General features: G+C 56.9%; 9 protein-coding genes. 5 read left to right on the top strand and 4 right to left on the bottom strand.

Annotation, left to right across the window (positions count from 1 at the left end):
* Positions 1-118: 118 nt before the first annotated feature.
* Positions 119-970: a tRNA pseudouridine(55) synthase TruB gene (locus tag BEQ56_10800; GenBank protein AOH44515.1), complete on the top strand. Its 852-nt coding sequence runs from the start codon at positions 119-121 to the stop codon at positions 968-970.
* Between the two features lie 35 nt (positions 971-1,005).
* Entirely contained in the window at positions 1,006-1,983 is a 978-nt protein-coding gene (locus tag BEQ56_10795) for a riboflavin biosynthesis protein RibF (protein ID AOH43918.1), read from the top strand.
* On the opposite strand, the gene BEQ56_10790 is transcribed toward BEQ56_10795, so the two are convergent.
* Together BEQ56_10790 and BEQ56_10785 are read right to left on the bottom strand one after the other, a co-directional pair.
* Complete coding sequence (locus BEQ56_10790; protein ID AOH43917.1) at positions 1,911-2,738, bottom strand: hypothetical protein; 828 nt, start codon at positions 2,736-2,738, stop codon at positions 1,911-1,913. The two genes, BEQ56_10795 and BEQ56_10790, sit on opposite strands and share 73 nt — an antisense overlap.
* 196 nt (positions 2,739-2,934) lie before the next feature.
* Positions 2,935-3,120, bottom strand: a complete 186-nt coding sequence (locus BEQ56_10785; protein ID AOH43916.1) for a 50S ribosomal protein L28 — start codon at positions 3,118-3,120, stop codon at positions 2,935-2,937.
* 299 nt (positions 3,121-3,419) lie between these two features.
* On the opposite strand from BEQ56_10785, the gene BEQ56_10780 reads away from it, so the two are divergent.
* The 3 genes from BEQ56_10780 (at position 3,420) to BEQ56_10770 (ending at position 8,759) form a co-directional block, all read left to right on the top strand.
* The gene (locus tag BEQ56_10780; protein ID AOH43915.1) at positions 3,420-6,116 is read left to right on the top strand and encodes a hypothetical protein; all 2,697 of its coding nucleotides are present in this window, start codon (positions 3,420-3,422) and stop codon (positions 6,114-6,116) included.
* 16 nt (positions 6,117-6,132) lie between these two features.
* Positions 6,133-6,606: a hypothetical protein gene (locus tag BEQ56_10775; GenBank protein ID AOH43914.1), complete on the top strand. Its 474-nt coding sequence runs from the start codon at positions 6,133-6,135 to the stop codon at positions 6,604-6,606.
* Between the two features lie 101 nt (positions 6,607-6,707).
* Entirely contained in the window at positions 6,708-8,759 is a 2,052-nt protein-coding gene (locus BEQ56_10770; protein AOH43913.1) for an excinuclease ABC subunit B, read from the top strand.
* A 61-nt stretch (positions 8,760-8,820) separates the two neighbouring features.
* On the opposite strand, the gene BEQ56_10765 is transcribed toward BEQ56_10770, so the two are convergent.
* Positions 8,821-9,786, bottom strand: coding sequence for a 6-phosphofructokinase (locus BEQ56_10765; GenBank protein ID AOH44514.1), 966 nt, complete (start codon positions 9,784-9,786; stop codon positions 8,821-8,823).
* A 185-nt stretch (positions 9,787-9,971) separates the two neighbouring features.
* The gene (locus BEQ56_10760; protein ID AOH43912.1) at positions 9,972-13,901 is read right to left on the bottom strand and encodes a DNA polymerase III subunit alpha; all 3,930 of its coding nucleotides are present in this window, start codon (positions 13,899-13,901) and stop codon (positions 9,972-9,974) included.
* Positions 13,902-13,930: the final 29 nt, after the last annotated feature.

Below are 13,930 nucleotides of genomic sequence, written 5' to 3'. Positions count from 1 at the left end.
ATTCTGACGATCCGGCGCCGGTTAAAACGGCGCGAGATAGGACGTAAAATTGAACGAAGAGAGTAAGAAATATAAAAATACGATTTCCGGCGTTCTGGTCGTCGATAAGCCGCCGGGAATGACTTCGCATGACGTCGTACAGATCGTTCGGCGCGGAACGGGAATCCGTCGGATTGGTCATATTGGAACGTTGGATCCACGCGCGTCCGGCGTTCTGGTCCTGTTGGTCGGGCCGGCGGTCCGGCTCAGCGAATACCTGATTACCGATCGAAAACGCTACGAGGCGCAGTTTACTTTCGGCGCGGTCTCGAATACGTATGACGCGGACGGCGAGGTTGTCAAGACTGGTGGCGCGCCGGAGCTGGACGAGGAAAGCGTTTCAGCGGCGATGAAGCAATTTACCGGCGAAATTGTCCAGCGCCCGCCGAATTATTCTGCGTTGAAAATCGGCGGGAAAAAGGCGTACGAGCGTGCGCGCGCCGGCGAAGTTTTCGAGATTCCGGAGCGGCGCGTTACGATTTACGCTTTCGACCTGGTTGAGTTTAATCCGCCGGATATTTCCGTCGAGGTCGACTGTTCATCGGGGACGTATATCCGATCGTTAGCGCATGAGCTCGGGGCGGCGTTGGGCTGCGGCGCGTATTTGAGCGAGCTTCGGCGTACGAAAAGCGGTCATTTTTCGCTTCGCCAGGCTGCGACGTTGGAGGAGCTGAAGGCCGCGTTCGAGAATGGGGACTGGTACCAGTACCTGATCCCGGCGATCGACTCGTTGGCGGATTTTACGGAGATCCAGCTTGATCTTGAGTTGGAACGCGATATCCGCTGCGGGAGGGCGATTCAGGCGGAAGCCGCGATCAACATGGATTCGGCGTTCGCGAAAGCGGTCTCGCTTCAGGGCGAGCTGGTCGCCGTTCTTCAGTATGACGCTGAGGCGGCGCTCTGGAAGCCGAAAAAGGTGCTTATTTCGTAAGGGGCGCGACCGCAGGGCCGTGAGAAGCTGAACGTATGCTGCTGGCTTCCGATTTTGATTCGATTCGGTTTGACGCTTCGGTCGCGGCGATCGGCGCTTACGACGGTTTTCATATCGGGCACCGTTCGATTCTGGTCCCGATGATCGCGGGCGCGCGAAGGCGGAAGCTCCCGACCGTCCTCGTGACGTTTTCGCCGCTTCCGGCGGTTTTTTTTGGCCGTCTCCCGGTCAATAGTCGTCTCCTGCTTCCGGAAGAGGGGGCTGAATTCGCGGCCGCGTTGGGGCTGGACGCGATGATCTCCGTCCCGTTCGACCGTTCGCTCGCGGACCAATCCGCGGATGCGTTCCTGCGCCGGTTGGCGGGCGCGATTGGGATGAAGGAGCTTCGCGTCGGAGAAGGTTTTTCGCTGGGAAAAAATCGCGAGGGCAGGGAGCGGGTTTTAGCCGGCGTCGCCGGGCGGTATGGGTTCGATTTAATCGTGCATCCGCGTCTCCGGCTTCCTGACGGGGAAATTTCGTCTACGCGGATTCGCGCTTTTCTTCGAGATGGAGACGTTTCGAACGCGAAGCGGCTTCTCGGCTATCCTTTTTTTATCCGGAATACGATCCTGCATGGCGTAAGGCTTGGAACGAAGATCGGTATTCCGACGCTGAACCTGCGCTTTCCGGATGAGAAAATCGTTTTAGCGAATGGGGTCTACGTTACGCGGACCGAGCTGGATGGCGTACGGTATGATTCGGTGACGGCGATCGGCGTGCGTCCGACGTTTTATGATAAGAGCGATCTGACGATCGAGTCGTATTTGCTGGATGCGTCGGTCGACGGGTACGGGAAAGCGGCGCGGATCGATTTCCATGCGTTTATTCGTCCGGAGATGAAGTTTTCGAATAGCAGTGCGCTGGTTCGGCAGGTGGGGTCGGATATTGATTTCGCGCGGGGCTATTTGGCGACGCTGCCGCTGGACGCGGATTTCTCGTCGACGGCGAACGATTTCCCGTACCAGGTCAGATAATCGGCCAGATACGTTTCCCAGTAAGACAGCGAGTGGTCCCCCGGCTGAACGAGCGATCGGTAGGGGATTTTTTCGTTTTCGAGCTGTTTTTCGAAGACCTGGCTTCCAGGGCCGTAGGGGTCTTTTTCGCCGATGTCGAGGGAAACGTTAAAGGTATCGCCGTTTTCGCTGGCTTCTTCGGCGAGGTAATGAAACTCGAGGTCGTAGAAGGGGGAGCCGGGAAGTGAATGCAGCCCGACGGTCTCGAATATATCCGGGTGACGGAAGACGATATCGGCGGCCCAGTAAGCTCCGCGGGAGATGCCGCCGAGCGCGCGGAGCTTTCGACTTCCGCCGGTGTTGAAGTTGCTTTCAACCCATGGGAGAATATCGTTCAGGATAAAGAGATCGAATTCGGACGCGTTAAGGGATATAAGGTTGTTCGATTCGAGAATCGTCAGGATAATATATGGCTTGTGGTTAACGGACTTCGCGTAGCTGCTGTAGGCGGCGTTGAGTCCGAGCTGGTCCCAGGTTTGCAGCGACATGTCATGTCCATGCAGCAGGATCAGGAGCGGATATGGGTCCTTACGGTCGGGATCGTAGCAGGGCGGAACGTAGACGGCGAACGCGCCGCGTCGGGACGCGCCGGGCGCTTCTATATGAAATTCGATCCGCTGTCCGGGAGTTCCAGCTGGACAGCCGTTCACGACGTACGGGCGGAGGATGCAGGCCATCAGGACGAGAAGTGCGGATCGGAAAAAGGTCTTGCGCATGTCTGAAAATTATACCCGATCCCTGGAACGGCGAAGCTACGCGATAAACCTGATGCATACTGGCGAGCCGGTTTCGATTCGGTTTTGAAGGCTGAGCGCTCCATTGGGGCTGATTCGAAAGACGGCCCCGGTATGACGGGCGAATCGGCAAAAAAAAGAGGCTCAAGCCTCTTTTTTATATGCAGAATTGGAAGGTTTACTTTTCGATTTTCGACATGGTGCGGATGCACTTCGTGCATAACGTCTTCCGGACTTTCACGCCATCGACGAATAAGGTCACTCGCTGCAAATTGGGATAAAACGGACGGTTGGTCGCTCGCTGCGAGAAACTTCGGTTATGCCCGAACGTTGTCGTTTTTCCGCAAATTTCACATTTCGCCATTTCAGTATTTCCTTTCGTTCTAAGTTTTCCCCGGTATCTCGCGCGGCGGCGTTTCCTAACGCTGTTCCTCACGACGACCCCATGATCAATCCATCGTGTCGTTTGGTTTTCAACCAAGCCGGAAAATATTTTACCATAAGTTGACACGCCTCGCGGGAATTGGTGAAGTCTGGTCTGTGTTTCAAATTTCCACATGCCCAACCGTATAAAAGTAAGCGCCGCTTAATCATGAATTACGGAGTTCCTCCTGAAGTACAATAAAAGGGAGGTATGGCTGAGATCGATGTTGGAGCTTGAAAATGAAGCTGATCTTTACCCATGAACACGCGGATTTTGACGCGATCGCTTCGCTGGCGGCGGCGCAGCTGATTTATCCTGATTATATCGCGGCGCGTCCGATTCATGTTAACCGCAACGTCGCGGTTTTCCTGAAAGAGTATCGGAACGAATTCCCGTTTCAACTGATCAGGCAGCTCCCGAACGAAAAAGCGGCGCGGATCCTTCTTGTCGATACACACCGTCTCTTTTCGCAGGGATTCGTCGGCGCGGATACGGAGATCAGTGTCGTCGATCATCATCTTCCCGGTACGTCGTTGTCGCCGGATTGGGACTGCCGGTTCGAAGCGTTGGGGGCGTGCACGAGTATTCTGATTCGTGAGCTGCGCCGTCGCGAAATTAAACTGAGACAGGAAGCGGCGAATTTGCTGCTCCTGGGGATTTACGAGGATACGGGAAACCTGACATACGGTTCGACGACGGTTGAGGACATGCGCGCCGCGACCTGGCTCGTCGAGCAGGGCGCGGATCTTAACGTTCTTCAGCGGTACCTGCGTCAGCCGCTGACCGAGAATCAGCTCGTCCTGGCGGACCGCTGCCTGGCGTCGGCCGAGACGCTTCGGATCGCGGGAGAAGAGATCGTTTTAGCGACCGCCGACGCGACGGATATTCATGACGAATACTCGACCGTCGCGCATTATTTACGCGACATGATGAACCCGGACGCGATTTTTATCCTGCTGCGGACGAGGGTCGGACTGCGCATGATCGGGCGGGCGACGAACGACCGGATCAACGTCGGTCAGGTCATGAAGAATTTTCATGGCGGCGGGCACGCGCGCGCGGCGGCGGGGCTGATCGCGCTCGACGAGAGCGAGACGACGGACGCGAAGATGGCGGAGGTTCGCGAGCGGCTGGTTTCGATTCTTCCTGCGTACGTTTCGCCGCCGCTGACGGTCGCGTCGATTCAATCGGCGAATCCGCTGACGCTCCAGAGTGGGCTTACGGTTCAGGAGGCTTCGGCGATTGTCCAGCGCTACGGATATGAAGGTTTCCCCGTCGTCGATCAGGACGGGAGGCTGGTCGGGCTGCTGAACCGTCGTCAGCTCGATCATGCGCGCGCGTTTCAGCTGAATAAACCAATTTCTGAGATCATGGATATCGGCGATTATTCCGTGACCGCCGACGACATGGTCGAGACGGTGCGCGAGATGATGAGCCTGTCGGGCTGGGGTCAGATTCCGGTCCGTGACGCGGACGGGGGGAAAATTACGGGAATCGTGACGCGGACCGACCTGATCCAGGCGCTTCGCGGCGGACTTCAATGCGAGCGGCGGAATTATCGCGAAAAATTAGCGGCGGCGCTTTCGCCCGTGGCGCGGGCGCTGATCGACGCCGTTTCCGAGATCGCGCGGCAGTTCCGATATCCGGTTTATATCGTCGGCGGATTTGTCCGCGACCTACTCTTAGGGCTCCCGGTTAAGGATTTCGATATTGTTATCGAGGGGGACGCGGTTGCGGTCGCGCGGCGCTTAGCCGGCCGATACGGCGGCGTCATCCGGTCGCATCCGCAATTTGGCACGGCGAAGTGGGAGGTTGGTTCGCTGAAGCCGGGCGCGGCGCCCTTTTCGGCGGGAACGAACGAAGGACTCCCCGATTCTCTCGACCTGATTTCCGCGCGAACAGAGTTTTACGATTACCCCACGGCGCTCCCGACTGTCGAACGCAGTTCGATTAAACTGGATTTGCATCGGCGCGATTTCACGATTAATACGCTGGCGCTTCGGCTGGACGGCGAAGCGTTCGGCGATCTTCTCGATTTCTGGGGTGGGATGAATGACCTGACGCAGCGGCAAATCCGTACGCTGCATTCGCTTTCCTTCACTGACGATCCGACACGGATGATCCGCGCGATTCGCTTTGAACAGCGGTTCGCGTTTACGATCGAGGCGAATACGCTGGAACGGCTGCGCTTGAGCGGGAGCCTCCTGAAGCAGGTTTCCGGTCAGCGTATCCGCCATGAATTCCAGCTGTTGTTTAAGGAGAGTGATCCGCCGGCCTGTTTCGCGCGGCTGGAGGCGCTGGGCCTGTTAAAAAACGTTCATCCAGACCTGCACTGGACGACGCAGGACACCGCGGATTACCGCCGTCTCGTCGCGTTTCCGTTCGACAGCGCCTGGATCGAGGCGGACGCGGAGCTCCCGGATTTTCTGGCGAGCTGGGGAGGGCTGATTTCCTGGCTGGGAACGGAGCGGCGGACGACGATCGAGGCGCTTTGCGATCGGTTCCAGTTCCCGGCGCGCGTCGCCGCCGCGATCCGCGGGCTGGAATCGCTTTTCAGCGGGTTCGCGGCGAAGCTGAAATCGCGGCGGAGCGAAGCGGTTTTCTTTTTGGAAAAGGTTCCGTTCGCGTCGCTGTTTTGCTATGACGCAATGTCGGACGACGCCGCGATTCACGCATTCCTTCGCGATTATTTATGCGGCTGGCGTCACCGGCGGCCGGCGACCGACGGCGCGTTCCTGAAAAAGATGGGGTATCCGCCGGGGGCATGGATGCGGGAGGTTTTGGATCGGCTTCGCGCGGCGCGGATCGACGGCGAGATCGAGCGTGATGAAGAGGAGGCCGCGCTGCGGATGCGGCTGATTTCGGAGCTGGAACGGGAGGGCGCGCTGGATCGGACGGAGCGGAAAGGGGGGACGGGTGAGCGAATGGTTGGATAGGGTCAGGATCCGGAAGATGGTCGAGGAGGACTTGCCGCTGATCGAATGGGACGGGGAATATGCGCGTTATCGGAAGGTCTACCGCGAGGTTTTCAGGAACCAGCTGATCGGATTGACGACGGCGCTGATCGCTGAGTCGCCGGACGACGGAATCGTTGGGCAGGTATTCCTTACGAAGAAGGAGCCGAACCCAACGTTCAGTCCCGAGGACCGCTACCTGTTTATCAGCTCATTCCGGGTCAAAGAACCATTTCGCGGCCGCGGATTGGGGACATTGATGATGAAGATGGCGGAGCTGATCGCGCAGCGGGAGGGGTTGCCGCTGTTAATTCTGAACTGCGCGCGATCGAATCAGGCGGCGCTGACGTTTTATAAGGACGCGGGCTTCGAGGGGTTCCGGTTGGACGACGGGTATTGGCGCTATATCGATCATGAGGATCGGGTCCGGGTTGAGTCCGAGCCGGCGTTTTCGCTGCGGAAGCGGGTCTGATGCGTTAATTTGAAACCTGTTGTCAAAACGGTTCCTGCGATTTTTCGTTGGTTTTCTGAAATTCTGTTCGATATCCGTTATAATAAGAGCGGAGATTCGATATGCATCAACTTTTTGACCTTCACGCGCCGTATCAGCCGATGGGGGACCAGCCGCAGGCGATCCGCGAGCTGGTCGACGGCGTCCGCGCCGGCAACCGTCATCAGGTCCTCTTAGGGGCGACTGGGACGGGGAAAACGTTTACGATGGCGAATATTATTCAGGAGCTGCAAATCCCCGCCGTCGTCATGGCGCATAATAAAACACTGGCGGCGCAGCTGTACGCCGAATTTAAAGAGTTTTTTCCGAATAACGCGGTCGAATATTTCGTTTCTTATTATGACTATTATCAGCCGGAGGCTTACGTTCCGCGCCGTGATTTATATATTGAAAAAGAGGTTGATACGAACGATGAGATCGACCGGCTGCGGCTGGCGGCGACTGCCGCGCTGTCGTCGCGGTCGGATGTGATTATTATTGCGTCGGTCAGCTGTATCTATGGTCTGGGCGATCCGGAAGCGTACGGGAAAGCGGTGATTACGCTGAAGACCGGTGCGATTCATCGCCGCAACGCGCTTTTACGCAACCTGATCGAGAATCGTTACGAGCGGAACGACACGGACTTTCACGCCGGAACGTTCCGCGTCCGCGGCGATACGCTCGATATTTATCCGGCTTACGAAGATTCGCTCGTGTACCGGATTTCTTATTTCGACGACGAGATCGAAAAAATTACCGCGATTAATCCGCTTACCGGGGAGGTTCTTCGCGTAGAAGACGAAATTCAGGTTTTTCCCGCGAAACACTATATCACGGAAGAATCGCGCATGAAGCAGGCGCTCGCGGATATTGAAGCGGAGCTCGCGGAGCGGATCCGGTATTTTAAGGATCGCGGGATGTTCCTCGAAGCGCAGCGGATCGAGCAGCGGACGAATTTTGATCTGGAGATGATTCGAGCGACGGGGTACTGCGCGGGGATTGAGAACTACTCGCGGCATATGGACCAACGTGCGCCGGGGTCGCATCCCTGGACGCTGATGGACTACCTGCCGTCGAATTATCTGCTGTTTATTGACGAATCGCATATGACCGTGCCGCAGATTCGTGGGATGTACAACGGGGACCGGGCGCGAAAGCAGATTCTCAGCGATTACGGGTTCCGGCTCCCGAGCGCGATGGATAACCGCCCGCTGACGTTCGAGGAATTCGAGGGCGTCATGGGGACGACGATTTACACGAGCGCGACGCCGGGGCCATATGAGCTGGCTCGAACGGAGCTGACCGCGGAGCAGATTATCCGCCCGACCGGGCTCCTCGATCCGGTCGTCGAGGTCCGTCCGATCGAAGGTCAGATCGACGACCTGATCTATGAGATTCGGATCCGGACGGAAAAGAATCAGCGCGTTTTGGTCACGACGCTGACAAAACGGATGGCAGAGGATCTGACCGATTACCTGAAGGATAACGAGATCAAGGTCCAATACCTGCATTCGGAGGTCGATACGCTGGAGCGGATTTCGATCCTGCGCGACATGCGGTTGGGGACGTACGACGTTATCGTCGGGATTAACCTGCTTCGCGAAGGGCTCGACTTGCCGGAGGTGTCGCTGGTCGCGATATTAGACGCGGATAAGGAAGGGTTCCTCCGCTCGGGCGTCTCGCTGATTCAGACGATCGGGCGGGCGGCGCGGAACGTCGAGGGGAAGGTTCTGATGTACGCGGATAAGGTGACCGATTCGATGCGCTATGCGCTGGACGAGACGGCGCGGCGAAGGAAAAAGCAGCAGGCTTATAACGAGGCGCATCAGATCCAGCCGATGACGATCATGAAGGGCGTTTACGATCTCTCCGAACGGCTGACAACCTCGGCGCAGATTGCCGAGGACCGGGCGGAGTATCGGGCGGCGAAGAAATCGCTTCCGACGAACGAGCTGAAGCATACGCTGGCGCAGTTAGAGCGGGAGATGAAAGAGGCGGCGAAGAACTTGGAGTTTGAGCGCGCCGCCGAGCTTCGGGACAGCGTGTACGAGCTGCGCGGAATGCTGGCGGACGTGACGAACGCGTCCCCATGGCAACGCGCCAGGCTCATGGCTGGCGAGGTCCCGTTTAAATAAATACGGAAAACGGGAGAAGAATCCGCGTTTCTTTCTCCCGTTTTGAGTCCGCGTTTGGGGGTCAGCGCGAGAGGATATTCGAGATATCGATATATTCCGGAGAGACGCTGCGATGTTTTCCGACGAGATCTTCGATCGGGAAGGGAACGATCGCGCGTTCGGAGATCGCGGTCATGACGCCGAATTTCCCAGTGGTAATAAATTCGATCGCTTTATAGCCCATTCTCGAAGCGAGGATCCGGTCGAAAGCGGTCGGGGATCCGCCGCGCTGCACGTAGGAGAGGTTGGTCTCACGGCACTTGAACCCAAGGTCCATGTTGTCCAGCTGCGACGCGAGTTCGCCCATCGGGATGGGGTAACCTTCCGCGATGACGACGATGCAGTGTTTCTTGCCGCGTTTATAGGAGCTTTCGATAATTTGAGCGACTTCTTCGACGGATATCGGCGTTTCCGGGATCAGCGCGACTTCCGCTCCGGAGATCATCGCGGATTGGACCGCAAGATAACCGCAGTCGCGGCCCATGGTCTGGACGAGGAACGCCCGACTGTGAGAGGCGGCGGTGTCGCGGATTTTATCGATCGCTTCCATGATCGTGTTGAGCGCCGTGTCGACTCCGATACAGGTATCGGTCCCAAAGACGTCGTTATCGATCGTTCCGGGGATTCCGACGACCGGGAACCCTTCTCGCGCTAACGTCAGCGCGCCGGTCAGCGTCCCGTCGCCGCCGATCGCGATCAGGCCGTCGATCCCCTGGTTGTTGAGTTGACGGAGGGCCTCGCGCTGGCCATGGGTCGTTTTCATTTCTTTCGAGCGGTCCGTTCGCAGGAACGTCCCGCCCCGGCTTAGAATCCCGGATACGTCGCGGCGTCCGAGCGGCATGAAGTCGCCGTTGATGAGTCCTTTATAGCCGTCCTGAACGCCGTAGACTTTGAGGCCTTTGGCGATTCCGGCGCGAACGACAGCGCGGATCGCCGCGTTCATTCCCGGCGCGTCTCCGCCGGAGGTTAAGACTGCGATAGTTCGGATGGGGGTTGCGTTGATCGTCTCTTCCATGTTTGACTCTCCCTGTAGTTAGTTGAAACAGAATCTTATTGATCGACTTGACGTTGGTTGTAAGATTTTTACGGCCGTCTATATTGTAATATATCGTTCGATTTCGGCCTGATATCCGATCATGATTGATGAATAATTCTGTTCTTCAATGCCGCCGTTTACGATTCAACGACGACGTTGTTTTCGCCTAATTCCTTTCGAAGTTTTTGGATAAGGTCATCGTTGATCTTAATGGATAGTTTCGGGTATTCGATCAGGAAGGATTTCCCCCCTTCGCGAATAACGAACGCGAACGCGTCTTTCCCTGGATACGCGCTGATCATGCTGTGTAGTCGGATCAGGCGGTGCTGCTGCTGTTCAAATTTCTGCCCCGGCTGATTTTCGATCGTCAGCGTCAGGAGCTTTCGCTTGACCGGGCCGTCGAAGATCGCGAGGTCGTCGTCTTCTTCGTTGGTGTCTGCGAACGACGCGGAGCGGTTCCGTTCGATTTCGTTGAGCGTGATTTTATGAAAGTCATCGGGATCGGCTTTGACGGGGGCTGGTTGCGGCTGTTCCTCCTCGGCCGGTTCCGGCGGCGCGGCTGTTTTTTCTTCCGTTGTATGGGCGGGCTCGGCGGCGATATCGGAAACGCGGTCGGTTACGGAATAGGGCTGTTTCTCCGGGATCAGCGGGGCGGAGGGCTCGACGTAAGTTTCGAACGCGGGCGCTGAACTGGGGATGGGAAGGTCTTCCGGGATGAACTCTTCGAGGCTGAACGGGTTTTCTTCTTCGTAATTTCCCCGCGCCGCTGATGAGGGAAAATCCGGATCGGGAGCTGCGCTTTTCCTGGCGGCGGGGGCGGTTTCGTTTACGTCTCCGGTTGCGCTGTTGTCGGTCAGCTCGTCGGCGTAATCGCTTTCGCTGAAATTATCGGCGAAGGATTCGAGAACCGTTTCGTCGTCGGTCCGATCGAGTTTTTCCGCGCTGTTGGCGGTAATCTGGGGCGTGAGCCGTGTTTTATCGAGACGCCCATGCAGGATCAGGAGCGCGTCGGTTTTAACGATGTCCATGACGCGGTCCCAGACGGCGGGGAAGAAGGTAACGTCGATCACGTCTCCGTTGGCGTCTTCGAGGCGGATATTCCCCATTGGCTTCATGTCTTTTTTCGTCAGCAGGATCCGGATCGATTGAACGATTCCTCCAACGGTGACCTGCCCCTGGTTCTGGATTTTATCGAATTGATGGATCGGGACAGCGCCGCGTTTCCTGAGCGTTTTTTGGTAGGCGTGGAGCGGATGATCCGAGACGAAAAGGCCGAGGAGATCGCGTTCCCAGAAGAGTTTTTCGTTTTCGTCGACCGGGGCGGTTTCCTCGAGTTCGATATGGACCGATCCGATCGACATCAGTTCGAACATGTCAAACTGGCCGGTTTCTTTTCCCTTTTTATTCGCGCCGCTGGCGGCGATAATCCGGTCCAATCCGACGAGGAGTTTCCCCCGTTCGCCGAAGTCGTCGAGCGCGCCGACTTTGATCAGGCTTTCCAGCGTCCGCCGTCCGACGAGTTTCAGGTCGACGCGTTCCGCGAAGTTGTCGAGGTCCTGAAAAGGCCCGTTTTCGCTGCGCTCGCTGACGATCAGTTCAATCGCCGCTTTCCCGGCGTTCTTGACCGCGCCGAAGCCGAAGCGGATCTGACTTTTGTTTTGCGGCGTGTCTTCGACGGTGAATTCCCAGTCGGATGCGTTGAGCTGCGGCGGGAGGACGTCGATCCCCAAATTACGGCATTCGTTGATATAAAACGCGACTTTCGCCGAATCGCCATGGTTGGCGTCGAGCGTCGCGCTCATGTATTCGATCGTATAGTGTTTCTTGAGGAAGGCGGTCTGGATTGAGAGGAGGCCGTAGTCGGCGGCATGGCTCTTATTAAAGCCGTAGTTCGCGAACTGTTCCCAGTTTCTAAAGATTTCTTCGGCGGTATGCCGTTCGATTCCGTTCGCGACGCAGCCGTTGACGAATTTTTCGCGATGTTTCTCGACTTCGGCTTTTTTCTTTTTGGAGATGACTTTCCGGAGCATGTCGGATTCGGCCGCGGTATAGCCCCCGAGTTCCTGCGCGGCGAACATGATCTGTTCCTGGTAAACGGGGATCCCGAAGGTTTCCTCGAAAATCGGAATCATTTTTTCATGCAGATAGGTCGGCTGCTGCTGTCCGTGCATGCAGGCGATGTAGGTGGGAATGAAGTCCATCGGTCCGGGGCGGTAAAGCGCGACCATGGCGATAATATGGCTGAGTTTATGGGGCTTCATTTCGATAATATTCCGTGTCATTCCCGGGCTTTCCAGCTGGAAGATTCCGGCGGTATGCCCTTCGCAGATATACTGGTAGGTTTCGGGGTCGTCCGAGGGAATATTGGTCAACGTCAGCTCGCGGCCGTGGCGTTTTTTGATCATGGCGCAGCAGCGCTGCATGATCGTCAGGGTCGCTAATCCTAAGAAATCGACTTTGAGGAGGCCCATCTGGTCAACGACGTTCATTTCGAACTGCGCGACGGATTTGATGGGGTTGTCGTCGGACCCCGAGGTGGGGCGATGAAGCGGTGCATATTCGATGATCGGTTTATCCGTGATAATCACGCCGGCGGCGTGGGTCCCGACGTTCCGGGTGATCCCTTCCATTTCGGACGCGATTTTGATGAGTTCCTGATAGCGGGGGTTGGCGTTCGCGGCCTCGCGGAACTCGACGATTTCGTTCATACAGTTCCGCAGCGTAATCGCGTCGCCGCTCCCGGGCATTTTGATTCCGGCTGGGATGAGCTTGCAGAGCTGGTCGACTTCCTGAAGCGGGATTCCTAAAACTCGGCCGACGTCGCGGATCGCGCCTTTCGCGCCGAGGGTATTGAAGGTGATAATTTGCGAAACGTGATCTGCGCCGTACTTGTCGGAGCAGTATTGCAGCATGAGGAAACGTTTATCGTCCTGGATATCGAGGTCGATATCGGGCATGGAGATGCGTTCCGGGTTGAGGAAGCGTTCGAAGATGAGTTTGAAATCGAGCGGGTCGATCGGAGTGATTTTAAGCGTGTAAGCGACGATCGAGCCTGCGCCGGAGCCGCGAACGTTATACCAGATATTCTGTTCCCGTGCGAACCGGATCAGGTCGTGAACGATCAGGAAGTATGAATCGAAACCCATTTGATGAATAATCCGGAGTTCTTTTTCGATTCGTTCGCGGATCGCCGGGTCGGTCCGTGCGCGATCGCCGTATCGGTCGACGAGTCCCTCTTCGCAGAGGCGGCGCAGTTCGGATTGGTCGGTCTGACCGACGGGGACGGGGAAGATCGGCAGGTGATGGGTATCGGTATCGAGGCAGACGTTGCAGCGTTCGGCGATTTCCAGCGTATTTTTCAGCGATTCGGGGACGGAGCCGAATATTCTTTCCATCTCTTCCGGCGAACGCAGGTAATATGAGCGATCGGACATGCGGAACCGGTTCTCGTCGGTCAGGTTGGCGCCGGTTTGAATCGCGAGCATGACGTCCTGGTATTTCCAGTCGTCCGGGTCGATGTAATGGGCGTCGTTAGTGGCGATGAAGCGCAGGTTGTATTCTTTCCCGAGCTGGAGGAGGGCTTTGTTGAGTTTCTTGATTTCGGGGATGTCGTGCTCCTGGAGCTCGAGGAAGAAGCGGTCGCGGCCGAAGCGTTCAAGATACCATTCGATTTTGGCGCGGGCGTCGGCGAGATCGCCGCGTTCGATCGCGCGCGGTATTTCCGCCGCCATGCAGCCGGAGGTACAGATCAGGCCGTCGGCGTATTTTTCGAGCGTTTCATGATCGATCCGCGGGTGATAGTAGAAGCCGTCGAGCTGCGCGATGGACGAAAGCTGGAGCAGGTTCTGATAGCCTTGCTGATTTTCGGCGAGGAGGAGGAGATGGCTCGATCCTTTGTCGTTGGCGGTTTTGTCGGTGAGTTTCTTTCTGGCAAGGTAGGCTTCGACGCCGATGATGGGTTTTACGCCTTTGGCTTTTGCGGCTTTGTAGAACTCGACGACGCCGAACATGGTGCCGTGGTCGGTGATGGCGACGGCGGGCATGTTCATTTCTTTGACGCGGTCCATGAGTTTGTTAATCTTGGAAAACCCGTCGA

The organism is Anaerolineaceae bacterium oral taxon 439, from assembly GCA_001717545.1.
Classification (GTDB): Bacteria; Chloroflexota; Anaerolineae; order Anaerolineales; family Anaerolineaceae; genus Flexilinea.
The sequence above is the reverse complement of the archived record's forward strand: the minus strand, read 5'-3'. Positions and strand labels throughout refer to the sequence as shown.